Genomic DNA, 24,781 nt, shown 5'->3' with positions numbered 1-24,781 from the left:
ATTATCTCCTGGCCACCCCGGCTTCACCAATCTCCCATGATTTCCCCGCCGCTCGTACGGCCACGGCGGTGGCTTTGGCTGGCCAGTCAAGCTCGTGCTGGTCTTTGAATGTAATATCAAGGGTGCGCCATTTGCCTTCGATCATGGCCTGGATAACCCACCAGCGGCTGTAATTTTCCCAGCGCGGATCACTGAATCCCCAGCGGAAGCGTTTACCCTCGGCCAGTTTTTCGATGAGCGGTGCGGGCAGTGCGACGTTGCTCAGCCATGGGCTGGCAGGTGGCAGTGCGACGATATTATAAGCGCGTTCTTTGGTAAGGGTGCCGAGCTTGCCCAGGTCCTTGTCCAGCGCGCCAAAGTTCCAGTGGAAATGACCGGGTGTCATGCGCAGGCCGCGCTCACGGAGGACGCTGATCTGTTTGAGGATCTCCCCCGCATTGCGGTCATCCCCGACCTTGCTGCTGTTCATGCCAGGCCAGATATGGCGGCCTAACGTGTTTTCATTCAGCCACCAGTCATAGTAGGTGGTGAAGCCCAGCTTAGGCCGGTCGATGGTCCAGTAGAGCTGGGGGGTGAGGTAGTCCACCCACCCTTGTTGCAGCCACTTGCGGCTGTCGGCACCCAGTTCCTCATACGGGTCCAGGCCACCGCCAGTGCCTTCGGGGAAGTTAGGCCGCCAGAGGCCAAAGGGGCTGATGCCAAACTTGACGGTCCGTTTGATGGCCTTGATACCGGCATAGGTCGCTCGCACTGTTTCGTCCACGTTTTGACGCCGCCAGGCAGTGAGGCTTAGCGGCATGCCGCCCAGTGCATTGTATTGGGCATAAGTGGCAGCATCATCGAAGGGGATGGGCTTTTTATCGGCACCGGGGATGGGGTAGGGATAAAAATAGTCATCCATGTGGATGCCATCCACATCGTAGCGGCGGGTCACATCCAGCATGACATCCACAGCACGCTGGCGCACCTCAGGGATGCCGGGATTCATCCACCAGTCGCGGCCATATTTGACAGTCCATTCTGGATGACGCCGGCGGATGTGATCGGCACTGGGGGTGTGTTTGTCCCCGGCTAGCGCACGGTAGGGATTGAACCAGGCGTGCAGTTCCATCCCCAGGCGATGAGCTTCCTGAATAGCAAATTCCAAAGGGTCCCATTTAGGTGACGGTGCCAGGCTCATGAGTCCGCTGAGGTAGGGGGACCAGGGCTCGATATTGGATTCATAAAGGGCGTCCCCCGCAGGACGGACCTGAAAAATGAGACAATTTAGCCCCTGGTCATGGGCACTTTGGATGAGGCGCTGGAGCTGCTCCTTCTGTCGCGTGGCAGGCAGACCCGGCTCGCTGGGCCAGTTGATGTTATGCACGGTGGCGATCCAGGAACCACGCAATTCCCGTGCGGGCAGGGGGACGGAGATCTGGGCCAGTGCCGGTAGGCTGGTGAGAAGGAAAAGTAAAAAAAGGCTGCGCATGGGCTGACAAGAATCTCGACGAGGATCGGTCTGAGTCATATAATAGGGAGCGTAGACGCCTGTGTTAGCTCTTTCGGTACCCCCAAATCAGACACTTCAGACGTATCATCTTACGCACCCTTTTCCACCACACGTTTAGGTCACGACCATGTCGGCTTCATCCACCAGTTCTCTGCTGCTTAGCACCTTGCCCGTGCTAATCCTGCTGTTATCTGGATGCAAAAGCCTCAAAAACCCCTCTTCGGAATCCTCTAAACCTGAGGGAGTAAACCGCAGCGAAAGCAGTGAGGAGCCAGGAGAACTGATGCTGGCCAAGGCAGATCTGGCTCCGGGAACCGATACCTCCCCGGTGGATCTGGCATTCTTGCTCAGCATGGATTACGCGGAAGCCAAAACGATTTCCGGGCAGAACCTGGACCTGGGCGTCAATGGGCGGGTAGCTGCGGAAAGCATTGAGGTGCTCAAATCCGACAAAGAAGGCCGGGCGCGGAAAGTGCGGGCCAGGGGAAAAGTCTATCTGGAGGCTGGAGCGGACGACTCCGCCAAAATCCTTTGCCAGGAGGCCTACATCAATGGTGATGAGGCAGTACTGCGCGGTAAGCCCATTTTACAACGCGGTGGTACCATCATTGAAGGCCTGTCTGACGATACCGTTTTTTACTTTTTAGGCACACGTTTACGAGTCATCGGTTTGCATCGCGTGACGAACCCAAATGCGATGTTGTCGAACAGTTTGCCGGATACGGGACCCTGGACAGCCGGGCCAAATCCACTCCTGCCCGCCCTCAATGAGAATGCCGTGCCGATGAATATCCGTTCTGAAATGCTCAAGGCCGCTGAAGCTGAAGCGGTGCTGCAAAATCACCGTACCGAGGCCCTACAGCAGCCCGAGGCTCCTCCAGCGCCATGGGTGAAACCTGGGGTGTAAGATGGGGCTGCAGTATGCGGTCTGTCGTATTCAGTCCCAGTGGCCATCCATTGTTGAATACCGTTATACCCCGCCGAACCGACGCTGGCGCTTGCTGTAATCACGAATAGCATCCTTGAGGTCTTCCTGGTCAAAATCAGGCCAAAGTTTGGAAGTCACGTAAAACTCCGTGTAGCTGAGCTGCCAGAGCAGGAAATTCGAGATGCGCATTTCGCCGCTGGTACGAATGAGCAAATCAGGGTCCGGATAGTAGCGTGTGTAGAGATGTTTGCTGAAAACATCCCCATCAATCATGGCCTTATCCAAGTGACCACGCTCGACGCTGTCGATCAGACTTTTGACGCCATCAATGATCTCTTCCCGCCCGCCGTAACTGAGGGCCAGGATGAGGGTGAGGCCGTTGTTTTGAGATGTAGCTTCGACTGAGCGGTGGAGCTGTTCCTGGCAAGATTTCGGCAGATCATGGAGGCGGCCAATGGCTTGCAGACGGATGTTTTGCTCCTTCATTTCAGCCGTTTTGGTACGGAGAAATTGCTCCAGCAGCTTCATCAGCGCATCCACTTCCCGCTTGGGTCGTTTCCAGTTTTCTGAAGAAAACGCATACAGCGTAAGGTATTCCACGCCTAACTGGCCACACCCTTCGGTGACCCGTTTTACAGTATCCGCTCCGGCGCGATGGCCTTCAGTACGCGGCAGACCGCGTTCCTTGGCCCAGCGCCCATTGCCATCCATGATGATGGCAATGTGACGCGGGATGGACTTCAGGTCGTCAGCAGTGGTTGCGTGAGGCATGGCAGGCCGTGATTACGGCGTATCGTAGGTCGGCAGGGAGGCGGCGTCAAAACGGGTGGCACCGACTTCATCGGCGATCTCGTTGAGCGCTTCGACTTCAGCGGTGCTGAAGAGCAGGCCACCGGCTTTGGCGGTGTGAGCAGCGTTTTGCGCCTCGGGCTGGCCGGGAAGCATGCATCCTTCGTTACCGTGGCCCAGGATGTCATCAATGACCGCCTTCATATTGCTGTTGAAGTCACGCCCCTGGGCGAAGAGCCCGCTGCTGATTGCATCCGGGTGGATGACCTGGAAATAAAAGCTGCCAGTGCGTTTTTCACCTGCCGGGGTGGGCTGGCCTTTGATGGTGGGGTGGGCACCGCCGCCGCGCAGGGTGGGCAGGGAACCGCCGATCATGGCCCCCATCACTTCGATGAGCAGGGAGAGGCCGTAGCCTTTGTGTGCGCCGAAGGGAAGCAGCCACTGGGCGGCGTTGGCGTCGGTGGTCGGATTGCCTTCTGCATCCACGGCAGCACCAGGAGGCAGCGGCTTGCCTTCACGCTTGAGCTGCTGCACGCGGCCCATGGCGACGGTGCTGGTGGCCCAGTCAATAACGATGGGGAAGCCACAGGCGTCCTGGGTAGGCAGGCCCCAGGAGTGAGGATTGGTGCCCAGCACCGGAAATTTGCCACCGAAAGGGACGACCTCACCCAGCGTGGAAGTGCAGTTAGTATAAGCAATGTAACCTTTTTTGGCCGCATCCATCACGTAACCACCACCCCAAAGGTAATGGAAGGCATTGTCCACGCTGACCTGGCCAATCCCGTATTTATCCGCCATTTCCATGCAGCGCTCCATAGCGCTGAAGGCCACGCTCTGGCCCAGCTTGAGCTGAGCGTCCCAGACCTCACTGGCAGCGAATTTTTTCTCGATCACCTTCACTTCGGCACCGGGTTTGCATCCGCCGGTGGCACTGCCAAAGAGATGGTCCAGGTGCAGAGCCTTGATGGCATTGTGCGTGCGGATGCCATGGGCGGAGGCCATTTCGCAAAAACGGGCGGCGTCTTCAGCCTCAGCGGCAGTGTAACCGCGATGCACATAGGCGGCGCGGACGAGGTCGTTGTGAGCGGCAGTGGGAAGGACGTGATACGTGGTGGACATGGCAGGGTTGGAGAAAGAGTGCTTTAAAACTGGGCAGGGGGGCGTGCAAGTGGAGAGGATGCCCAGAAATGCCGAATGAGCAGCCTTTGCTGACACATCTTCCACGATTCCGGAACAGACTTTCAGCAAAAACGTCCCTCATCATACAAAAACAAGAGGGGGTGACGTTAAGCCCCTGGAAACTCTCCCCCACATGGAAGCCGCCACTATAGATGCCTGGAAATACTGCTTCGACAAGGTCGCTCCGAAGCTGTTGCTCTATGCTGTCCAGCTCTGCCCCAGCCGGGCAGATGCGGAAGATGTCGTGCAAATGGCCTTCGTACGCTGGTGGAAACGTTTTCCTGAAGGGAATGAGGAGCACATCCCCCTTCTATATGCGGCTGTTCGCACCATTGCCCTGGACCAGCGCCGGAGTGATACCCGGCGCAGCCGTCGTGAGGCTGCGTCCAATGTGGCCCTGCCTATGGGCGATGCCCCAGTCTTCGATACCAGCCCGGAGCAGAAAGAAACGGCGCTGATCATCCAGGAGGCCATGCAGACCCTGCCTGAAGATCAGCGTGAAGTCGTGACGCTAAAGCTTTGGGGCGGCCTGACTTTTGCGGAAATCGCCACGACCATGGGGGAGTCTATCAATACCGTTTCGGGACGTTATCGTTATGCACTCCAGTCCTTGCAAAAAAAATTGGCACCTCGCCGCGGGGACCTGGTGATCGATTCCACTCCCGCCGCCACCAACGTCGTACCTTTTCCATTCGCCAAGGAGGCCTGATATGAACGAACACGAAATCGAAACTCTGCTTTCTGAATTGCAGCCTCGCGGCCCTTCGGCGTCTCTGAGCCAGGGCATCGCCAAGGAGCTGGAACAAGACCGGGAATGGATGCTCCGGTCAGAGCGCACCCTTCGTCCGATCTGGCTGGCTCCTCTATCCTGGTCTGCCGCCGGTGCCGCTGCGGCGGTGTTGGTGATGAGCGTTTTTTCTGGCAACGATGCTGACAGCCCATCTGCCTTAGTGGCATCCGCCCCCGATCCTTATGTGATGCCCGTGACCACTATTCGTGAAGTGGTGGATGCTCGAAATGAGGGCATCCAGTACAACTCAAACTCACGCCTGCCTGAGCAGCGTGTGAGGCTAACCTCCATGGAGCGCCACGCATGGATCGATCCCCGCGATGGTGCTCACATCACTTTGGAAAGACCGCGCGAAGAAAGTGTCGTGCTGCCGGTCTCTTTCCAATAAAGACTAACCAATATTAATATTATGAAACCCCTCCATGCAGCTTTGCTGGCCATGGCCGGACTGCTGGCGCTTTTGAACAACCCGCTTAATGCCCAGCAGCAGCCAATGCCTCTTGAACCCGAATCAGCGCCGAAGGCGATTGATCCATCCCCGCCCCCTTCTCGTGAACCTCCGCCGACAAGCGGTCGCCCCCGTGGTCTTCGCCAAGGGCAGGAGGAACCAACGGCTTACATTGGAGTATTGACTGCAAATGTGCCGCGTGAATTACGCGCTCATTTCGGCCTATCCGAAGGTTTTGGCCTTCTCGTACAAGAGGTCATGCCGGATACTCCTGCTCAGGCTGCTGGCATCCAGGATGACGACATCCTGATCCGTTTTGAAGATCAAAAACTGGTGAATATGGAGCAGCTCCAGACCCTGGTGCGCAGCAAAAAGAAAGATGATCTGGTGTCGATGACTCTCATTTCTGCTGGCGTGGAAAAACAAGTCACTGTCAGGATTGAGGAGCGGATGATGCCTGTGGAATCAAGAGATCCCCGCGATGATTACTTTCAGCCTTTCTATCGCGGTGACCGCAACCGCCCTGACATGAATGACATGCGCGATTCCCTAGAGCGTTATCAGAAGCAGATGCGGGAATATCAGGAAAGGATGCGCGATTGGCGTCGTGAAGACAATAACGGCACGCCCCCCACCTCTCCTTTATGGGATGGCGGGAGACGCCGTAGTGACTCCGATTCCCGCACAGAACCTCGCACTGTGCCTGACTCGGCATACCGTCCACCAAGTCCCGGCCGCCCCCGTGAATCTGCCAACGTCACCCGCAGTGATGACAGCGGCATTTACAGTCTTCGCCAGGAAGGTGAACGCATGATTTTTTCCGCCAAGCCCAAGGAAGGTGTAGAAACAAGCTGGGACGTCAGTAACCCCGATGAGCGTCGTTCCATTCCCGCACCGATGCAGGAAAAGCTGAGGCAACTGGAGGAAATTCGCGGTAGCGATTAAGTGCTCGGTGTCCGGTGCGGCCACGTTCCCAAGCTCATGCACAAGCTTTTTTAGAGGCCAGATCAAGATTCGTCCGCCTTTAGGGTGCCTGGATTCGTATGGCGGCAAGTCTTGATTTTCTCTGCAAGACAGTTTGCGCCAACCTGCACTTTGATGCGTAACTCTCACGCATCAAAGCTGCCCTATGGACGTCAATTGCCAGAATCACCCCTCTTTCCATTTGCCGGATACCATGCCGGTCATGGTGTTGGGGGATTGTTACCTCTTCCCCGGCTGCCTGCTGCCTTTGTTTATTTTTGAAGAGCGCTATCGCTTGATGCTGGCCCACGCACTGAAAACGGATCGTATGTTTTGCATCGGCACCCGTGTGCGCACGGCCAAGGATGGATACGAATTGCTACCCGTCAGTACGGCCGGGTTGATCAGAGCCTGCAAGAAACAGGAGGACGGCACCTCCCATGTCATGCTCCAGGGCATGCGTAGGATCCGCTTTAAAAACACCCATCAGGAAAAACCCTTCGTGATTGCCGACATCGAACCGATGCCCACGGTCATTGAGACGGAAGCTGGCTATGTGGATGAGTTAAAAGATCGTGCCTTGGATCTTTTGCCGGATGCCACCTCCTGCGCCGGGGATGCCATGCGCAACCTCCGCACAGCCTTATTAAAAATCGAATGCCCGGATCTTGTCTGCGATATCCTCGCCTATCATTTTGTCCGTCGTCCGCCCATCCAGCACAGCCTTCTCATTGAGCCAGTGCTGGAAAAACGTTATGATATCCTGATCGCTGAACTGGAGCGGTTGCAGGCCGAGGACTAACGACAAGCCTGAAAATGCAGTTGACCCTTTGCCCGCTTGTGCGAATCTCTTAGCCCCCACGCTCCGGCGAAAGCGGCGCTCCTTGCCCCTCGTCAGTTCCACGTGGAAATCAGACCACTACCCCCATGAAAGAACAAGGCCACCCTACGGTTTACGAAACATCGATCACCTGCACCTGCGGTGCGGTTTATCAGACCATCTCCACGGTGCAGAACCTGAAGATCGGTATTTGCGCCGGTTGCCACCCCTACTTCACAGGTGAGCAGCGCTTCATTGATACCGCCGGTCGTGTGGACAAATTCGCCCAGCGTTACGGCAGCACCCGCGTCCGCCGCGCTGCTCCAAAGCTCAGCGACGTTTCCGCTTAGCCTCCATTTCCTTTTTACCAGAAAACGGTGCCCGTGCCTCCGAGCTCGGCACCGTTTTTTGTTTCCCGTTGCCCGCCGCCGCACTGACGTTCCTTTATTGACCTTTTCCTATCATGGATTACGCCCCCATCATCGCCACGAAACGCACCCGTTTTGAGCTCCTCGAAGAACTCATGGGCCAGCCGGGCTTCTTTGATGATCCGAAAAAGTCGGGGGAACTTACCCGGGAACATCGGACGTTAGGAAACCTTCTGGAAAGCTGGGATGAATATCAAAAGCAGCTCACCGAACTGGCGGACAGCCAGGAAATGCTGAAAGCCGGTGATGAAGAATTTGCAGCGATGGCGGCGGCTGAGATTCCGCTCATTGAAAAGCGCGTCGAAGAACTGGAGAAATCAGTACAGTTTTCCATTCTCCCGCCGGATCCCCTGGAAGGCCGAGATGCCCTGGTGGAAATCCGCGCTGGCACGGGAGGGGATGAAGCCTCGCTGTTTGCGGCGGATCTTGTGCGCATGTATTCTCGTTTTGCCGAAACTCGTGGCTGGAAGGTGGAGACGCTGGAATCCAGTCCTTCGGATGTCGGCGGATTTAAAGAAATCGTCATGAAAGTCGGCGGGGAAGATGTCTTCCGTGTGCTGAAGTATGAGAGCGGAGTTCATCGCGTCCAGCGTGTGCCTGCCACAGAAGCACAGGGGCGTATTCACACCTCTGCTGCCACAGTGGCCGTGCTGCCTGAGGCTGAAGAGGTGGATTTTGAACTCAAAACGGATGAGGTCCGTATCGAAGTCTGCCGCTCCTCCGGTGCCGGTGGCCAGGGGGTGAATACCACGGACTCCGCTGTGCAGGTCATGCACATCCCTACTGGCACCATCGTTCGCTGCCAGGACGGTCGCAGTCAGATCAAAAACAAAGAAAAAGCCCTCACCATCCTGCGCTCTCGCCTGCTGGAAAAGAAGCAGCAGGAAGAGGCTGCCAAGTATTCCGCCCACCGCCGCAACCTCATCGGCAGCGGTGGTCGCGAAGAAAAAATTCGCACGTATAACTATCCGCAGAATCGCGTGACCGATCACCGCATCGAAATGACCGTCTATAACCTGGACATGTTCATGGAAGGCCGCGTGGACCAGATCGTGGACAGCCTCTTGGCCAGTGATCTACAGGAGCGGCTAGCGGAGGCTGGGTTGAAATAAGCAAATTTTGACAGCAGACAAAGCCGATACTACGTCGAGGTCTCTGTATTCCTGATGAAACCCCTCCTTGATACTCTCCGCGCTGGCACAGGTTATCTGGAGAAGCATAGCGTGGATGAGGCTCGGCTGAATATGGAGCACCTGCTGGCACATGTGCTGGGTTGTCGCAGACTGGATTTATACCTGCGTTTTGGTGAGATCCTGCAGGAGGTAGATTTGGAAAAGCTGCGTGGACTCACCAAAAGACGTGCGGATGGCGAACCCCTCCAGCATTTGCTGGGAACAGTGGACTTTCTTGGGCTGGAACTCATTAGCGATCATCGTGCCCTCATTCCTCGGCCGGAAACAGAATACCTCTGTGATCTGCTGATCAAACGCTATGGGAAATCACCTCCGGCCCGCGTGTTGGACATGGCCACTGGCTCCGGCTGCATCGGCCTGACCTTGGCGAGCGCGTGGAAAGACAGCCAAGTGATCTTGGCCGATATTTCTGAGGAGGCGCTGGATCTGGCACGACTCAATGCAAGCAGGCTGGGCTTGGAGCGTTTACAGGTTTTACGCAGTGATCTTTTCGAAAAAATCAGCGGGACATTTGACCTTGTGGTTAGCAATTTGCCCTACATACCGACTGGAGAAATACCTTCATTAAGTCGTGAGGTAAGGAGGGATCCCATCCTGGCACTCGATGGCGGTGCCGACGGCTTGGACATGGTGCGTCGGTTCCTCGCAGATGCGCCTTCCAGGCTGGCTCCAGGCGCACTCATAGCGTTGGAGGTTGGGCATGATCAGGGGCACCTGACAGCCAGTCACGCCAGTGGACTCGGTTATGGAGCCGCAGAGGTGAAGGCCGACCTAGCCGGAGTCGAGCGTTTCGTCTTTGCTGACGCACCCCCAGTCGTCTGATTTAATTTTTTTCCAAAAATGTGTAACTGGCGGAAACCTTTCCGGTAAAGCCCTATGTCTGCGGGATCTGTCGTTTGGGAACTGGCTTTCACGGTAGCTTTTTTCTGGCGGCAGGTCCCGTGGGCGTCGCTTTCACATTGAGATGAATCTTCCTCTTGCACCAGAGCGTCCCCGGCGCACTTAGACGGGCAACATGGAAAAACTCATCGTTCACGGCGGTTCCCCTCTCAAAGGCCGCGTCAATATCAGCGGCAGCAAGAACTCCTCTCTGCCTATTCTCGCGGCCACACTGCTGACCAAGGAGACTTGCACCATTCGTCGTGTGCCCGATCTGAGCGATACCAATTACATGGTTCGCATCCTCGGGGAACTGGGAGCCGAGGTGGAGCGCGCCAGCGGCGTCGTGGTGGTGAAGGCGGAAAAAATCAAATCCGTCGCTCCCTATGAACTGGTGCGGAAGATGCGCGCCAGCATCTGCGTGCTGGGCCCGCTTACAGGTCGCCTGAAAAAATGCGTCGTCTCCCTTCCGGGTGGCTGTGTGATTGGTGACCGTCCTGTGGATCTGCATCTTAAAGGCCTGGAGGCCCTCGGAGCCGTCATCACTGTGGATGGAGGAGACATCAGCGTGAATGCGAAAAAAGGCTTCAAAGGCGGGCCGATGAACCTCATGGGCAAGCATGGCTCCACCGTCCTGGGCACGGATAATGTCATGATGGCCGCTACCCTGGCCAAAGGCACCACCATCATCGAAGGCGCAGCCGCCGAGCCTGAGGTGGAGGACCTCGCCAATTTCCTCATCAAAATGGGTGCCAAGATCGAAGGCGCAGGCACCAACCGCATTGTCATCGAAGGCGTCAAAGAATTACACGGCGCTGAGCATACCGTCATCCCGGACCGGATTGAGGCCGGCACCTTTCTCTGCGCCGGTGCGATGATCGGCGATGGCATCACCCTCAAGCGCGTCATGCCGGAGCACATGACGGCCGTGACCGACATGCTGAAAAAATGCGGTTTCCCCATCGAGATCGGCAAGGACAGCATCACCATTTCCCCAAATCCTGAAGCCAAGGGATTTGATCTCACCACTCTTTGTTATCCCGGATTCCCCACGGACATGCAGGCCCAGTTCTGTGCCCTGGCCTGCGCCATTGGTGACAGCAGCAACATTACTGAAACCATCTTCCCGCAGCGCTTCATGCATGTGGCGGAAATGAAACGCATGGGGGCCAACATTGACCTCCAGGGAGCCACCGCCCGCATCCGTGGCGGCAATGCCCTCAAAGGTGCTCCCGTCATGGCCAGCGACCTCCGCGCCTCAGCCGCTCTTGTCCTCGCCGGCCTCATCGCCAGCGGCAAGACGGAGATCAACCGTCTTTACCACATTGACCGTGGTTATGAGCACCTGGACGACAAGCTCGCTGCCCTGGGCGCGCAGTTGGAGCGGGTGAAGGAGTGAAATCGATGCATGGAGCACGAGTATGCTGAGCGAAGCGAGGCTACTCGCCCTCCTCAAGGCTTCATCGCCCTCAGCAGCGGCAGGTCCACGAGGATGTTCTGGCTGCGCATCAGCGTTTCCCCAACCAAAAGTGCGTCAGCGCCGGCTTCGGCTAGGCGGGCGGCGTCGGCGGGGGATTTGATGCCGCTTTCGGAGACGAGGAGGATGTCGTCCGGGACTTCTTCGGCCAGGGCTTCAGTAGTGGCCATGTCCACGGTGAAGCTTTTCAAATTGCGGTTGTTGATGCCGAGGATGCGCACATCGGTATCCAGGGCGCGTTCCAGTTCCGGTAGGTCGTGGACTTCCATCAGCACATCCAGTTGAAAGGTATGCGCCACATCCAGCAGGTGGACGAGGGTCTTTTGATCCAGCGCGGCGACGATCAGGAGGATGGCATCGGCTCCCGCCACGACGGCTTCAAAGATCTGCGCTTCATGGATGATGAAGTCCTTGCGCAGGCAGGGGATGTCCACCTGGTCTCGGATCAGAGAAAGGTATTCCAGCCGGCCTTGAAAATACTTTTCATCCGTGAGGATGGACAGCGCGGTGGCACCAGCTTTTTCATAGCCGCGAGCAATGGTCAGCGGATCAAAGTCTGCCGAGATAGTACCTGCGGAAGGGGAGGCGCGTTTCACTTCGGCGATCATACCCAGCCTTGTCGGGTCCAGACGCAAGGCATCTTCCAGGGAGCGGAAATCATCGCGGAGCGCGGCGGCTGCACGCAGCTTTTCCATGCGGGGCAGCAGTTTCTCCACTTCGGTGCGCTTGTGCGCGATGATTTCGTCCAGCTTATTCATAGGGGGGCGGAAGATGGGGGCGATCCGGCGTGGTGCAAGTTGCAGCTTTCAGCGTTAAAAAGTTAGACAGAATGCTCTCAGGGTTGCACCTGGCGGTGGCGCACCTATTTTAAGCATTCGACTGCACTATGAAGATCGCCTCCAAACCTTTCCGTGTCGGTATTGTCGGTGCTGGCCCAGCCGGTGCCACCCTTGCTTGTCTCCTGGCCAAAGAAGGCGTGGATGCAGTCTTTTTTGATGACGGAAAGCGCCCGGACATGGTCGTGGGTGAGTCATTGGTTCCCCGGCTGGTCAATGTCTTCCGCCGCCTCGGCATTGAGGATGAGGTCGCTAAACTGGGCACCTACAAACCAGGTGTGACCTGGATTTTTGATGAAAATGATGCGCTGGAGCTTTCCTTCACCGCCATGCGCGGGGTGCTTCCCACCTATGCTTACAATGTTCCGCGTCGTCCGTTTGATGACTTGGTTCATCAGACGGCTCTGGATGCCGGTGCACGTTTCATCCCTTGCGATGTAAAGCTGGAAGTGGGCCTGACGGAGCGTGGTGAAAAGGTGCCGCGCCTCAGCGCAGAAACACTGGCCCTGGTGCCGGATTGGAAAGGTCGTCAGCCGGATCTGCTGGTGGATGCCAGTGGCCGCCGCCGTTTGTTTGCCAAGCTGCTCGGCATCCGTGCAGCCATCGGCGACCGCAAAGATGTCTCCCACTTCGCCCATTATGAAAATTGCACCATGCCTGTGCCTTCCGGTCAGACAGTCATCACCCGCCTGAAGCATGGCTGGTCCTGGCGCATCCCGCTGCGTCACGCGCTGAGCATCGGCGTCGTCTTCGATAAAGACCACGCCAAGCAGTACGGACGCACTCCCGAGGAGCAACTGGAAGCCGTCATCGATCAGAATAAGCCCCTGGCCGATGCCTGCCCGAACCGCAAGCGCATCACTCCGGTCACGACATATGCCAATTACCAGCTCATCTCCGAGCAAGGACATGGCGACGGCTGGGTATGCGTTGGGGATTCCTTTGGTTTCGTGGACCCAATGCTTTCCCCAGGTCTCTGCATGGCCATGGTTTCAGCGGAGCAGCTTGCGGATGCCATCCTTCAGAACCGCCAGGATGACTGGGATAAAGCCTTCCAACAGTACCTGGACTGGTTCCGCGACATGCTCGGTGCTTGGCAGGAACTGGTGGACATGTTCTACGGCGGCCACATTTTTGCCCTTCAGCGCACCGGCACCAAAATTTCTCAGATGTTTCCGGGTAAGATCAGCATGATCATGCAGCGGCATTTTGAGAAAAACATCTCCGGCATGGCCGGCGGCGGTCTAACGAATCATCCTTATAGCCGCAACCTCCTTCGCTTCATGACCCGTTTCGCCATCTATGGCGAAGAGCCGTCAGATTATGCGGTGGTGTGATTTTTGCGCCGCCAGAATGCTAGCCAGATGCCGCCGATGAGCCCCCACAAGCCCAGGGCGGCAAAGCCCAGCAGGGAGATGGCCAGAGCTTTCGCTGCTCCAATTCCTTGATCGTCCCCCAGCCACTCCACCAGCAGGCTTTCTCTCACGCCGATGCCGCTGATGGTGATGGGCAATGAGGCCAGGGCATCCACCAAAGGCATCAGGCCAAACATGCCGCGCAGGCCCAGCCTGGCTTCCAGGGCGCAGGCAGCCGCCCAATACGCCGCATAGGCACACGCGGTGCCGATGATGGAAACGGCAAAACCCGCCAACAGCCATGGATGCCGAAATTTACCCGCATAGAGCGGAGCCGCCCGGACGGAAAGCCGCCGCAGTCCAGGGATGCGCGAGATTACCTGCTGAATCCATGGCTCCATGATCACCCCCAGTCCCAGGAAAGTCACACAGATGGAAAGAATAAGGGTGAAATTGGCAGCTTGCGCCACTGCCCCCGGCACGTCTGCATAGCGCGAATAACAAAAATAAAGCACAGCGCCTCCAAACATGCCTCCCACATGGTCGAGAATGAGAGAGCCCACGATCGCTCCACGTCTGTCTGGAAAGCTCCGTGACAGGAGTAACAGGCGGATGCCATCCGCGCCCAGTGGACCAAGAAAATAAAGATTAAAAAAATCGGCGAACAGGGTCAGCCGCAGCAGTTCCCTGTAACGCGCCCGCACTCCATAAACGCGGAGAAACCACCACCATCGTCCTGCCCAGCCAAGGACGGAGATTCCTCCCAGCCCAAAGGCCAGTGACAACCAGCCCAGGTCCACATGGCTCCAGGAAAAATCACCCGCTCCCTGTTTCTCAAGCCGGGTCCACACCCAAAAAAGCAGCCCTGCTGCAAAGAGGCACCGGAGACTCAGGAACAGAATTCTTCGCCAGGGGGAATTTTCCGCTTCAGGCTGCATACCAGACTTTTTAAAACCTCGCGACTGAAGGTGCAAGCCTAGAGAGCAAGACCTCGATTTGTCACAGTAGAAGATGAAATCTGCTTTGCTTTCAGATGGATGCGTTTTAGTGCTCTGTAGCAATTTTGGCACATTCATTAATATGACTGGAACAACAGATCCTACATTGTCACCTACTTACCCCCGCGCTTCTTACGGCCAGTCCCTGCCCAAGTGGTTGGCCTTTGGGATGCCGGTTGCGATGTTGATTTACCCGTTATTTCTGCTGATTCCTGCATTAAACTGGGAGGCGGGATTAAACCGCGAATACGGGCTGATGGAAAATCTGACCGCTGTTTTCCTGCTCTCTGCATTTGTCATCTATCTCCGCACTTTCCCGCTTAGGATCGGCAAATACCATGGTTGCTGGCTGCTGGTCCTGGCCCTAGGGGCCTTTGTTTTCCTGGGGGAGGAAATCAGTTGGGGGCAGCACTTTTTTGGATTCGACACGCCTGATGACTGGAAAAGCATCAATCGCCAGCGCGAAACCAACATTCATAACTTGTCAGGCACCGTGGAATTCATCTTCACCAAGGTTATTCGGGGTGCCCTGTCCACTGGTTGCATCGTCGGTGGACTGATCATTCCATGGATCTGCACGCGGCTGAAGCCTACTTTTGTGAGTGACAACATGAAGTCCTTTCATTTGCAGTTCTGGCTCTGGCCTTCTCTCAGCTCAGCCTTCGTCGGTATCCTCGCAAATACTGTGGGTATCCCTGCTAAAATTGCCAACCATTATGATGCCGTGCTTCCCACCTATCTCGGTTTGCAAGTGGGTGAACTGAAAGAGGCCTTTTTGGCCCTGTTCATTCTGCTCTATGCAGTCACCCAGTATTACACCGCCCGTCAGTTAAAGCCTGCGCAATAGGGCTTGGCAGCCCATCAGTTCTTTAGCTCGGGATTGCAGGGACTTTGTCGAAGTCCTTGCCCTGACGTGTTCCCCGTGCATCTCTAGCTGCCCTTTTCTTTTCCTATAATCATGTCCGTTTCCATTCCCCCACGCACCATTTACATCGGCCTCGCAGGATTGGGGAATGTGGGTGCCGGGGTGTTTAAAAACCTGGAACAAAATGGCGATCTCATCCGCCAGCGCACTGGTGCCGATATCCAAGTAAAGAAGGTCATCGTGCGGGATCTCTCCCGTGCACGCGATGTGCTTGTTCCTGAGGATATGCTCAGCACCCGCTGGCAGGACTTGATCGAGGATCCATACATCCAGGTCATTGTGGAGCTCATTGGCGGCACCACCACCGCTTACGACCTCGTCTGCGCTGCCCTGCGAGCGAAAAAAATCGTCGTGACTGGAAACAAGGCCCTTCTGGCTGAGCGTGGGCAGGAACTCTTCGCCCTGGCGGAGCAGTGCGGCGTACCGATTTATTTTGAAGCGGCCGTGGCAGGGGGCATCCCCATCATTCAGGTGCTGCAGGAAGGCCTCGTTGGGAATCGCATCCTGTCCATTCACGGCATCATCAACGGCACCTGCAATTACATCCTCACCCGCATGTCCCAGGCCGGGCTGAGCTATGAGGCCGCCCTCGGTGAAGCGCAGGAAAAAGGTTACGCCGAGGCTGATCCTACCCTGGATGTCAGTGGATGGGATGCCGCTCACAAAGCCATCATCCTGGCCTCCCTCAGCTACGGGTTTTGGATTCCCACTTCCTGCGTGCATGTGGAGGGCGTGGATAAAATCGACATCCTTGATTTTAAATTCGCCAAACGTCTGGGATACACCATCAAGCTGCTTTCTGTCATCCGGGCCGATCAGCAGGGCCTGGTGGAAGTCCGCACTCAGCCTACCCTGGTTCCTCTTTCTCACGTGCTGGCCAATGTCAGCGGCAGCTTCAATGCCCTCCTGGTAAACGGGGACATCGTTGGTGAGACCCTCTTTTATGGCCGTGGTGCCGGGCAGGACCCGACCAGCAGCAGTGTCATCAGCGACCTCTGTGAAGCCGCCGCCGTGCTCATGTACGGCTCACGCCACAGCGGCTTCGTTCCGCATGGCCTGTATGGGAAAAGCAAACCCATTGAGGATACCGTTTCGCATTATTACCTGCGCCTGACGGTGGATGATGTCCCCGGCGTGCTCGCCCAGGTGGCGACGGTGCTCGGTCAGCGTAACATTGGCATCTCCTCCATGATCCAGCCTGAAGACCTGGAAGACACCAGCGGTAGCACCAGCCTGGTGCTGATGCTGCATGATGCCCTCCTGAGTGATATGCTCCAGGCGCTGGATGCTCTGAAAGCTCTCACTTGTGTGCGCGGTAACCCTAGCTGGATGCGGGTGGAAACATTGCAGGGTTAAGATACATACTGGCTGCGATCAGGATCTTCCTTTGCAACATGAATGGAAGGGGTATGAACGCCTGGACAGTCCACATTGCAGATCTGCATTTTGTGCGAGTGTTGTTTGTTATACTGGGCCTTTCTGGCGCAGTGTGTCTGGGGAAAGCTTCAAGGTTTGAATGCACGTCTAGCACGTTCCAACTTGTCCTTGTCGTTGGTGTCCTTAACCTGATCCCACAGAGTCCGCTTAATCACGTCAGGAACTTCGGCGAGACCTTTCGGGTGCTTCCGTGAGAAATCCCATCCTCCAAAAAGCCTGGCCGCACCTTCCACTTGCTCGGGAATCAGCTTGCGGACCTCGATGGCTGACACAATCTCGTCAACCTGATAGGTAAGCAGCAACTCCTCGGCCACCGATTCGTAGGAGGGAAATCCTGACCACGGCCCCGCGCCACAACCGAACCATTTCAGCAGTGCTAAAATCTGGTCTTCCTTCTTGGGGATGGAAACTTTTAATGCATTGATCAGAGGCTTGGTATCTACAACTAGGAATTGGCTAAACGAATCCTCCCACACCGGTTCAAGGCCCTTGGGAATTGCCGCCACCCATTTCCTCCAGTCACGCTCATGCTGGTCTTGCCTCGCTCGGTTTTCCTCCACTTCTTTTCTTGGACCGTCGAGTTTCCGGTCGTCAAACCACTTCAGCCAGTTCTCGACATCTGCGATGACGGCATCGCTACTCCACAGAGAGCACCTTACAGATTGTCCATGATGATTCGAGATTTGGCCAATAAGCTCCTCATCCTTGTAGAGATTGATGGTAGGGCTTCCCAAGCACATGCAGTGAAACCATTCATCCGGTTTGATAACGACAAGGGCACTCGACAAGGCATCCAAATCTTTCCTCTCTCGTGATTCATAGAGCTTCCTTTCTTCTCCAGATGGCCCCTCCTCGATCACCACCACCCGGTTGGCATCACCAATAAGCGCAGTCAGACGTTCAGGAATGACAGGCTTTCCCTCCTTTTGCCGGTCCTTTAAATTGGCCAGGTCCAGATCTGCTGCGACGACGCCCGCGACGAGGATGAGCCAAAAAATAATTGCGGTCTTCATTTGGGTTACTGTTTGAGGGTAAACAATACGGTCCGGTACTCCACCCTCATTGTTATCCTCTTGTTATTTCCGTGAGGTTATGTTGCGTAAGGAGGAGTTTCATCTCTGCAAACACCTCGACGCTGTCAGTCCAGAAATCGAAAATGTCTCCCTCCCAATTGTAAAGGGTCGAGCAATGGGAGGGTGAATACACATACGAACTCCAGGCAAATGAAGCGGAGAGGCTAAACAGAGAGATTCCAAGCTCGACCTCTTCAGATGTCAGACGATGTCCTGGCGCATCAATGAGCCACCTGTCTTCACCTCGGCTGCCGCGTATCCCAGTGATTGCGATCATCTGGCTGGGCTCATAGAGCCCCCAATCGGTCATGTGAATCAGAGATTCTGCATCTGGGCTGATGTTCAGAAAATAGTGGCGGGCAAAGGCCTCCATCTGCCTGTGAGTAGAAGGCGCAGAGAATTGAACGTAGAATTCTGGACACGTATCGCCGCTATATGGATCTTTCGGAATCGAGTGCTGATGCAGCCAGGCGTCTATCTCGATATCGGTTACACATTGCATATGCCGGGATCTATCATGCGGCCTTCTTATCAGCAAGGGCCAGCCATTTTAAGTGGCTTTTGGCCTTTATTTGGACGCAGGCACGGGGGCGGGTGTGTCTGGGATCTTTTCCCCTGCTGTATGAACAAAGCCCGCAGGCACCAGTTCCTTCACGGCCTGGGCAATGATTTCTTCTACACCGGATGCAAACCGGTTCGGTCGTCCATAATAAACCATCGCCCCAGCAGCTTCATATCCACCTTCCTCCCAAACGCGCTGGGAGGGGATATAGCAGGGCACGTCGTTCGTATAGGAATTCACCCAGGTCCTTGCGCGATCATATTCCTTTTTGAAACGCAGCCCATAGTCCACCACGACCTCTCCCGGTAGATTGATGGTCAGCAGGTCATCGCTGAAGCTCCACACCTGTACCGTATAGGCCAGCGCGGCTGGAATCGCCTCCCCACGGTCCAGGCAGTCCAGAAAATGTCGCGCATGCCGTGCCGTGGCTTTATTCTTATCCAGGCTGCTTTGCTCCCAGGTGGCGCGGTCGTGGGGCGTGTCAAAGGGCAGCATTACCTCCTGGTTGGCACAGGAAAGCGGGCCGTGGACAGCTTTCATCGGTTCATTGATCAGCCTCACCACTTCCTTTGCCAGATCCACCCCATGCCTTTCCACGTGGGCTAGGTCACGGCGGGGGTAAGGGTTTTGGTCAGCCCCGCAGCCGATCGCCGTCATCGCGACGACACCCGGGAACCGAAGTTCCAGTTCCTTCTGTGCGCAGCCTGCCCAATCAGGGTGTGTTTTATTGATGGATAGGGTGGTGCAATGGCAGGCATAGCTGGTAAAAAGAGCGCGCAGCTTCCCGCTGGCGTCAGTCACCTTCAGCACTGGCAATGCATGATCCACCGGGCCATATGGATTGGGGCTATTGCTGTAACCCGTTTCCGTTTTGAAACGGCGATTCATGGCAAAGAGGACCTTTCCTGTGGACCACTCCACTCTGGCAGGTTCCTGCTTGTGCAGTGCCTCTTTCACCACATTCACCAGCTTGCCAGTCAGTTCCTCGCCATAACGGTTGATCGCCGCCTGCTCATCCTCCGGCAGTTCTTCGCCAAACAAAAAGGGTAATAAACCCGGAAGGGCGGGCGCACAGTGCGTGTGGCTGGAGTGCAGGGAAAAGCGTGCATCCTCAATGGCCTGCCCTGCCTCTTTGAGCCGACGCAGCACCTCAGCACGCATCGTGGCAGGCACTCCACAATTGTCTACTGTCAGCATGATGGCAGCAGGGGATGCGTCCCAGGTCAGGGCCAGCGCCTTGGCATGAAGGCGCATTTGAATGCCTTCATGCGGTCCCGTTCTGCTGCCATAGCCGCTGAGGCGCACCGGATATTCCGGTGTGATGTCCACGCTGGCTGCCCCGACTTTCCAACCTGCCTTTTCAGCCGCCGTCAAGGCCACGGCGGCCCAGCCAAATAACATGACGCCTAACCATTTCGCCTGTGAAAAAATTGACCGCATTCGCTCAGCCTGCGAAATCCTGGCGTAGATTCCAAGGCAGGAATCTGATACTTTTGCGTCGTGATTGCCCTCTTTAGAGACCCGCGGCAGGATTATTCATCTTCCTCGGTCCATTCCTGCATCAGGCGCCCCAGTTTGCGCTTCAGCCCGACCTTGGCCGTCGCAGACAGACGGTCGATGAAGAGAATGCCGTTGAGGTGGTCGATCTCGTGCTGAAAAGCGCGGGCAAGCAGGCCATCCGTTTCCCAGGTTTGGGTCTCGCCGTCCAGGGTTTGAAAGGTCACCTTCACATCCTCACTGCGGCGGATGTCTCCACGCAGGTTGGGAAAGCTGAGGCAGCCTTCTTCATCCACCTCCTTGTCCTTGCCCAGTTCCAGACGTGGGTTGAGAAAGATGACCGGCATATGCGCTGGCATTTCCGCCGCTTCACCATTGATGCGCAGGTAGCTGATGCATTGTGGATTGTGGGAAACATCAATGACCGCAAGCTGGATGTCACGGGCCACCTGGGGCGCTGCCAGGCCCACGCCGTTGGCTGCTTTCATGGTTTCAATCATGTCCGTGGAGAATTTGCGTATCTCATCCGTCACCTCCGTGACTGGACGGCATTTGGCTCGAAGGACGGGATCTGGATAGCGGACGATGGGCAGGACCATGGGAAATCGGTAGCAAATATCAGGTGGGGCGCAGAAGGCGGAAGTCTTGTTTTAAACGCAAACTGCACGTTGGAAAACAGGTTTTACTTCGTGCTCTGGATGCGGGCCGGCACGTCATTGATCGAATAACCCGCCTCCCGCAACGCATCCCAGACCTTCATCAGCATCCCCAGAGCGGTCTCCGTATCCGCTTGCAATTCCAGTTTGATGCCTGGGTTTTGCTCTTTGAGTTTGATAATGGCTGCCGCCAGTTGGGCCGCATCCACAGGGTTTCCATCCAGGATCAGGTCTTGTGTTTTAGTGATAGTCAGCGTCTTGCGCACATCCTGTTTGGGCACAGCTTCCCCCAGCGACTTTGATTCTGGCAGGGTGATTTTCACCTGCTTCTTTTCTTCATTGAAACTGGTCGTGGCGATGAAAAAGATCAGCAGGATCACCATGATATCGATCAAGGAGACAATGGGGATCGCGGGGACCGGTCTGCGGCGGGGACGGAGGTTCATCGCAGGCGTTCGGGTTCAGGAGTGCGCACGTCGTGGGTGTGCTTGACCTCAAAGTGGGCGAAGAATGTCTGGATAGTCTCATGCAGGATGGACTCCAGGCGCACAGCGATGTTATCCAGACGGCGGACGAAATAAGTGTGCGCCAGCACGGAGGGAACGGCCACAAAAAGTCCCGCGATGGTACAGCGCAGGGCCACACCGATCTCCTTGGCGATGGTGGCCGTATCCGGGCCAGCTTCGCTGCCAAAGGCGGAAAACATGCCCACCAGACCGGCCGTGGTGCCTAGCAGGCCCAGCAGCGGTGCCACGGTCACCATGACCTCCAAAACGGAGACCCCGCGCTCCAGATGATGCAGGTCCTCCTTGGCCCTGGCAGTGATCGTTTCCACACACTCCTGACGGCTTGAAAAAGTGCCGCTGATAGCCAGCGCACCCAGCCTTGCCAGCAGGGATTGGTCGCGCTCTAGGAATTCTTGGAGCGGCTTAATGTCTCCCTTAGCCGCATAGCCCGGTAGCGCGCGCAGGTGGGCGGCCACTGAGGCGGGAAGTACTAAGTGGTCACGCAGCCGCAGCCAGGCGGAGATCATGACGGTCACCGCAGCCATGGAACACAGCACGATGAATAGCATCACAAAGCCGCCAATAGCCAGGAAATCCCAGATCAAGGAAAAGCCGCTGGGCCCGTCTACAGCAGCGATAGGAAGAAGGGATGTCAGGTCAGTAAATAATGGCTTCATATTCAATCTTCACTCGTCCGTCATCGAGTGTGGGGAGGATCTCGGTAGGGATCGGAGGTATTTGCGCATCCAGGATAGCACGCAAGGTCAATTCTCTCATGCGTGGGTCGGCATCACGTGCATCGGAGAGGATTTTGAGATCCTGGGGCGTGCCTTTTTTATCCACGAAAAAACGAAAACGCACCCGGCCAAAGGTGACGGAATCCTTGCCCAGCCGGACGTAGAGATGCCATTTCTTTTCCACTGCTCCAGTGACCTGTCGCATATAAATCCCCAGCGGCGTGGCTTCAGCATCCACGGCGTTTGCACCTTCCCGGTTGATGCCACCATCGGTCTTACTCGTCCGCGTGAAGGGGGAAAAAGCCTTCTCGTCCGGCTTCGGTGTATTCATCTCCACCGGTTCCTCTACGGGAACTGCTTTGACGATTTGTGGCGGCGTATCTTCTGGGATGCGCACCTGCGGCACAGCCATTGTAGGAGGCTCCGGCGGTGCTTCCGGCGGACTATCATCCGGCTTGCGCACTTCCAAGGGTAATCGGTTTTCGTCTTTCCGAATCATCTCCTTATCCATCTCCTCCATCATCTTTTTCAGCGGAGTGGGGGCAGGCTGAGCCATCGCCGTCTGTGGCTGCGGTGGCGGTTGGGGGGGCTGTGGTTTCAGGACGTTTGGTGCTGGCGTGGGCGGAGTGGCTGCAGCCTTGGGTGCGGAATCATTTTTGATCTCACCGTCCTTGTAGTCACGGTTGGCCAGCTCACGGATGTCAGGCGCAGTCCCGTCTAGGGTGGGCATGGGGACTGTGGATCCGGCCACTGCGGGTTTTTCACTCGCGGCGATTGTGTTGCGGTCAGATTGAAACGGCGCATTCAGCGGTTTCACCGTCGCTTCCTCATTCTGTGTCGTGCGGATAAAAAGCTGCGGTTTCTCCTCCACGGGCGGCGGCACAGGGATGATGAGCTGATCTGGGAAGATCAGCGTGACCTCCGGTTCCTTTTCCTTACTCGCCTCCTCCGCACGGAAAAAATCCTGGGCACTCTGAGTCCCCAGCACCCACGCCAGAAAAAGCAGCAGTAGGGCATGGATCACCAGAGAGCCGACGATGCCTGTCTGAAGATGCCTGTCGTGCGCGTGTGTCACAGAGGCTATATGATGACGCAGCCACGCTCGGAAGCAACCGCGGGAATAGGAATGTCATGGCTGACCTTGTCTGCGGAAGCACCTGGCGAGAAATGATCATTCCATTCGCTTGGGTCATGCACTTTCCTCTTCCACGCTGGCAGTCCTGTGCTAAGACGTCAGCCTTCTCATCATCTAGACCATGAAGCTTACTCTCTCTTCTTTAGTCCTCTTTACCCTGTCCCTGATGTGCACCAGTTGCAGCACAGAGGAGAAAGATGGTCGCAAGTATTACGGGGCTAGCACCCCGGTACAGTCCCGTATGGGTGTGCAATATAAGCGCCTCCGGTCCGACACGACAGATGCTCCCCGCACTGCCGATGGCAGCCTCTTTGGCCGCTCTGGCGATCCTGATTCCCCAGGACTCCTGGACCGTAATCGCAAGCCTGAAGAGCCCGGCGTCATCTATACCGTTTCAGGGCGTCAGTCCGCCAATCCGGTCCAGAGCCGCATGGGGGTGCAAATCACCCACCGCAAGAAGTAAGCGGAACCGCTTACCACCACAGGATGTCCATCAGCACTGTCGCCACCATGGCAAAGCTGATTGCCAGCCGTGCGATCAACCCCACTCCTGTACCAAGCAGTGTGCCCCAGGTGGACTTCACCGCCGGGGCCATTCGCTTTTTGGCAAACAACAGCTCAAAAAGCAGTCCGCCAGCCAGCGGGCCGAGGATAAATCCCAGGGGAGCAAAAAATAGCCCCACAATGCCTCCCACAAAGACACCGGCGATCCCCCAGCGACTGGCCCCAAACCATCTAGCCCCCATTGCCCCGGCCGCAAAATCCACCACATAGGCCACCACCAGCCAGACGGATAGCAGCACGATGCCCTGCCAGCTCATGCCTGCCTCCGGCAGCAGCAGGGTATGGATAATACCGGCCATGAAAAGCAGCAGCGGACCGGGAACGAGAGGCAGCACTGAGCCGATCAACCCCGCCAGCAGCAGGCATACCGTCAGCGTCCATACCCCCATCACCTCAAACGGGATGCCTTGGAATGCCTGGGAAACCGCTTCCCACATGGAGGTGAGCCATTCAATCATGATGCCAGGTAATTTTGGATGAAACCGGCTGGCGCATACTGCGCGGCCAGACGAGACCGGGTTTTGGCCAGCCGAGATACAGCAGCCCCATGCAGCGATCCTCACTGCGAATGCCTAACCAATTTTGAAAATCAGTCGTTTCAAGCACTGGCGGGGATGACCAAAAAGAACCCAGGCCCGCCGCCGTGGCGCTGAGCATCATATTTTGCATCGCACAGGAAACCGCCTCAATCTCCTCCATCTCTGGAATCTTCCCGCCACCACTTCTTTCCATCACACAAGCGATGATCACCGGAGCCAGCAGAGGGTTTTCACCCATCTTCTTAAACTTATCTTCACGGAAATCAGCCGCTGGTGTCGTGCGCTGATAGATGGAGCTAAGCCCTTCAGCCAGCCCTTGCCTGGCCGCACCGCTATACACGTGAAACTTCCACGGCTCCGTCATCCCATGATTTGGTGCCCAAGTCGCATTTTCGATCAACTCCGTTACCAACTCAGGCTCCACCGTCCGCGCTGCATCCATATCCACCGGTTTGATGGATCGTCGATGTCGGATCAGGGTAGAAGTGTCAGTCAGGGATGGCAAACTCATGCCCCAGAGTAAGGCGGACACAAGCCCCCGTCCACTGCCGGAGTGGCGTGGATATTACTGTTCA

Annotated in this window: 27 protein-coding genes; 13 read left to right on the top strand and 14 right to left on the bottom strand. The window is 56.4% G+C overall.

The window, feature by feature from the left end; genetic code table 11:
• Position 1: 1 nt before the first annotated feature.
• Positions 2 to 1,471: a glycoside hydrolase family 10-like protein gene (locus EI77_RS01935; protein ID WP_166646967.1), complete on the bottom strand. Its 1,470-nt coding sequence runs from the start codon at positions 1,469 to 1,471 to the stop codon at positions 2 to 4.
• 148 nt (positions 1,472 to 1,619) lie between these two features.
• On the opposite strand from EI77_RS01935, the gene EI77_RS01930 reads away from it, so the two are divergent.
• Positions 1,620 to 2,399 (top strand): hypothetical protein, encoded by a 780-nt coding sequence (locus tag EI77_RS01930; protein WP_133793066.1) that lies wholly within the window; start codon positions 1,620 to 1,622, stop codon positions 2,397 to 2,399.
• A gap of 63 nt (positions 2,400 to 2,462) precedes the next feature.
• Here the strand turns inward: EI77_RS01930 and uppS are convergent, their stop codons facing one another.
• Together uppS and EI77_RS01920 are read right to left on the bottom strand one after the other, a co-directional pair.
• On the bottom strand, positions 2,463 to 3,191 hold the full coding sequence (uppS, locus tag EI77_RS01925) for an undecaprenyl pyrophosphate synthase (protein ID WP_133793065.1): 729 nt from the start codon (positions 3,189 to 3,191) through the stop codon (positions 2,463 to 2,465).
• A gap of 12 nt (positions 3,192 to 3,203) precedes the next feature.
• Complete coding sequence (locus EI77_RS01920; RefSeq protein WP_133793064.1) at positions 3,204 to 4,328, bottom strand: Ldh family oxidoreductase; 1,125 nt, start codon at positions 4,326 to 4,328, stop codon at positions 3,204 to 3,206.
• Between the two features lie 193 nt (positions 4,329 to 4,521).
• Between EI77_RS01920 and EI77_RS01915 the strand changes: the two genes are divergently transcribed.
• The 8 genes from EI77_RS01915 (at position 4,522) to murA (ending at position 11,308) form a co-directional block, all read left to right on the top strand.
• The gene (locus EI77_RS01915; RefSeq protein ID WP_133793063.1) at positions 4,522 to 5,097 is read left to right on the top strand and encodes an RNA polymerase sigma factor; all 576 of its coding nucleotides are present in this window, start codon (positions 4,522 to 4,524) and stop codon (positions 5,095 to 5,097) included.
• 1 nt (position 5,098) lies between these two features.
• On the top strand, positions 5,099 to 5,566 hold the full coding sequence (locus EI77_RS01910) for a hypothetical protein (RefSeq protein ID WP_133793062.1): 468 nt from the start codon (positions 5,099 to 5,101) through the stop codon (positions 5,564 to 5,566).
• Between the two features lie 21 nt (positions 5,567 to 5,587).
• On the top strand, positions 5,588 to 6,571 hold the full coding sequence (locus EI77_RS01905; protein ID WP_133793061.1) for a PDZ domain-containing protein: 984 nt from the start codon (positions 5,588 to 5,590) through the stop codon (positions 6,569 to 6,571).
• A gap of 184 nt (positions 6,572 to 6,755) precedes the next feature.
• Positions 6,756 to 7,391 (top strand): LON peptidase substrate-binding domain-containing protein, encoded by a 636-nt coding sequence (locus EI77_RS01900; protein ID WP_133793060.1) that lies wholly within the window; start codon positions 6,756 to 6,758, stop codon positions 7,389 to 7,391.
• 125 nt (positions 7,392 to 7,516) lie between these two features.
• Entirely contained in the window at positions 7,517 to 7,759 is a 243-nt protein-coding gene (gene rpmE, locus EI77_RS01895; RefSeq protein WP_133793059.1) for a 50S ribosomal protein L31, read from the top strand.
• A 113-nt stretch (positions 7,760 to 7,872) separates the two neighbouring features.
• Positions 7,873 to 8,949, top strand: a complete 1,077-nt coding sequence (gene prfA / locus EI77_RS01890; protein ID WP_133793058.1) for a peptide chain release factor 1 — start codon at positions 7,873 to 7,875, stop codon at positions 8,947 to 8,949.
• 54 nt (positions 8,950 to 9,003) lie between these two features.
• Positions 9,004 to 9,852 carry a peptide chain release factor N(5)-glutamine methyltransferase gene (gene prmC / locus EI77_RS01885; RefSeq protein WP_133793057.1) on the top strand — a complete coding sequence of 283 codons (849 nt, stop codon included), beginning with the start codon at positions 9,004 to 9,006 and terminating at the stop codon, positions 9,850 to 9,852.
• 193 nt (positions 9,853 to 10,045) lie between these two features.
• Positions 10,046 to 11,308, top strand: coding sequence for a UDP-N-acetylglucosamine 1-carboxyvinyltransferase (gene murA / locus EI77_RS01880; protein WP_133793056.1), 1,263 nt, complete (start codon positions 10,046 to 10,048; stop codon positions 11,306 to 11,308).
• 53 nt (positions 11,309 to 11,361) lie between these two features.
• On the opposite strand, the gene trpC is transcribed toward murA, so the two are convergent.
• Positions 11,362 to 12,144: an indole-3-glycerol phosphate synthase TrpC gene (gene trpC / locus EI77_RS01875; protein WP_133793055.1), complete on the bottom strand. Its 783-nt coding sequence runs from the start codon at positions 12,142 to 12,144 to the stop codon at positions 11,362 to 11,364.
• Between the two features lie 128 nt (positions 12,145 to 12,272).
• Here trpC and EI77_RS01870 point away from each other — a divergent pair, with 128 nt between their 5' ends.
• Positions 12,273 to 13,559: an NAD(P)/FAD-dependent oxidoreductase gene (locus tag EI77_RS01870; RefSeq protein ID WP_133793054.1), complete on the top strand. Its 1,287-nt coding sequence runs from the start codon at positions 12,273 to 12,275 to the stop codon at positions 13,557 to 13,559.
• Here the strand turns inward: EI77_RS01870 and EI77_RS01865 are convergent.
• On the bottom strand, positions 13,544 to 14,515 hold the full coding sequence (locus EI77_RS01865; protein WP_279586895.1) for a lysylphosphatidylglycerol synthase transmembrane domain-containing protein: 972 nt from the start codon (positions 14,513 to 14,515) through the stop codon (positions 13,544 to 13,546). The genes EI77_RS01870 and EI77_RS01865 overlap by 16 nt on opposite strands.
• 166 nt (positions 14,516 to 14,681) lie before the next feature.
• On the opposite strand from EI77_RS01865, the gene EI77_RS01860 reads away from it, so the two are divergent.
• On the top strand, positions 14,682 to 15,422 hold the full coding sequence (locus EI77_RS01860) for a hypothetical protein (protein WP_133793052.1): 741 nt from the start codon (positions 14,682 to 14,684) through the stop codon (positions 15,420 to 15,422).
• Between the two features lie 111 nt (positions 15,423 to 15,533).
• Positions 15,534 to 16,856, top strand: a complete 1,323-nt coding sequence (locus EI77_RS01855) for a homoserine dehydrogenase (protein ID WP_133793051.1) — start codon at positions 15,534 to 15,536, stop codon at positions 16,854 to 16,856.
• 149 nt (positions 16,857 to 17,005) lie between these two features.
• On the opposite strand, the gene EI77_RS01850 is transcribed toward EI77_RS01855, so the two are convergent.
• The 7 genes from EI77_RS01850 to EI77_RS01820 all read right to left on the bottom strand — a co-directional run bounded on the left by EI77_RS01850 (position 17,006) and on the right by EI77_RS01820 (position 23,043).
• Positions 17,006 to 17,950 carry a hypothetical protein gene (locus tag EI77_RS01850; protein WP_133793050.1) on the bottom strand — a complete coding sequence of 315 codons (945 nt, stop codon included), beginning with the start codon at positions 17,948 to 17,950 and terminating at the stop codon, positions 17,006 to 17,008.
• Positions 17,951 to 18,002: 52 nt separating this feature from the next.
• Entirely contained in the window at positions 18,003 to 18,512 is a 510-nt protein-coding gene (locus EI77_RS01845) for a hypothetical protein (RefSeq protein ID WP_133793049.1), read from the bottom strand.
• Between the two features lie 66 nt (positions 18,513 to 18,578).
• Positions 18,579 to 20,012 carry a neutral/alkaline non-lysosomal ceramidase N-terminal domain-containing protein gene (locus EI77_RS01840; RefSeq protein ID WP_133793048.1) on the bottom strand — a complete coding sequence of 478 codons (1,434 nt, stop codon included), beginning with the start codon at positions 20,010 to 20,012 and terminating at the stop codon, positions 18,579 to 18,581.
• Between the two features lie 92 nt (positions 20,013 to 20,104).
• A complete protein-coding gene (gene def, locus EI77_RS01835; RefSeq protein WP_133793047.1) occupies positions 20,105 to 20,668 on the bottom strand; it encodes a peptide deformylase in 564 nt (187 codons plus the stop codon).
• Positions 20,669 to 20,751: 83 nt separating this feature from the next.
• Complete coding sequence (locus EI77_RS01830) at positions 20,752 to 21,171, bottom strand: ExbD/TolR family protein (protein ID WP_133793046.1); 420 nt, start codon at positions 21,169 to 21,171, stop codon at positions 20,752 to 20,754.
• On the bottom strand, positions 21,168 to 21,908 hold the full coding sequence (locus tag EI77_RS01825; RefSeq protein WP_133793045.1) for a MotA/TolQ/ExbB proton channel family protein: 741 nt from the start codon (positions 21,906 to 21,908) through the stop codon (positions 21,168 to 21,170). Before EI77_RS01825 ends, EI77_RS01830 begins: the two co-directional genes overlap by 4 nt.
• Positions 21,889 to 23,043, bottom strand: a complete 1,155-nt coding sequence (locus EI77_RS01820; protein ID WP_133793044.1) for an energy transducer TonB — start codon at positions 23,041 to 23,043, stop codon at positions 21,889 to 21,891. The genes EI77_RS01825 and EI77_RS01820 overlap by 20 nt, the downstream gene beginning before the upstream one ends.
• 181 nt (positions 23,044 to 23,224) lie before the next feature.
• Between EI77_RS01820 and EI77_RS01815 the strand changes: the two genes are divergently transcribed.
• Positions 23,225 to 23,566, top strand: coding sequence for a hypothetical protein (locus tag EI77_RS01815; protein ID WP_133793043.1), 342 nt, complete (start codon positions 23,225 to 23,227; stop codon positions 23,564 to 23,566).
• A 10-nt stretch (positions 23,567 to 23,576) separates the two neighbouring features.
• Here EI77_RS01815 and EI77_RS01810 read toward each other — a convergent pair whose 3' ends face one another.
• Positions 23,577 to 24,125 (bottom strand): DUF456 domain-containing protein, encoded by a 549-nt coding sequence (locus EI77_RS01810; protein ID WP_133793042.1) that lies wholly within the window; start codon positions 24,123 to 24,125, stop codon positions 23,577 to 23,579.
• Positions 24,118 to 24,717: a nitroreductase family protein gene (locus EI77_RS01805; protein WP_133793041.1), complete on the bottom strand. Its 600-nt coding sequence runs from the start codon at positions 24,715 to 24,717 to the stop codon at positions 24,118 to 24,120. Before EI77_RS01805 ends, EI77_RS01810 begins: the two co-directional genes overlap by 8 nt.
• Positions 24,718 to 24,781 lie beyond the last annotated feature (64 nt).

It is taken from the genome of Prosthecobacter fusiformis, assembly GCF_004364345.1.
GTDB classification, from domain to species: domain Bacteria; phylum Verrucomicrobiota; class Verrucomicrobiia; order Verrucomicrobiales; family Verrucomicrobiaceae; genus Prosthecobacter; species Prosthecobacter fusiformis.
Note: the sequence above shows the minus strand (reverse complement) of the source record. Positions and strands in the feature narration are given on the sequence as shown.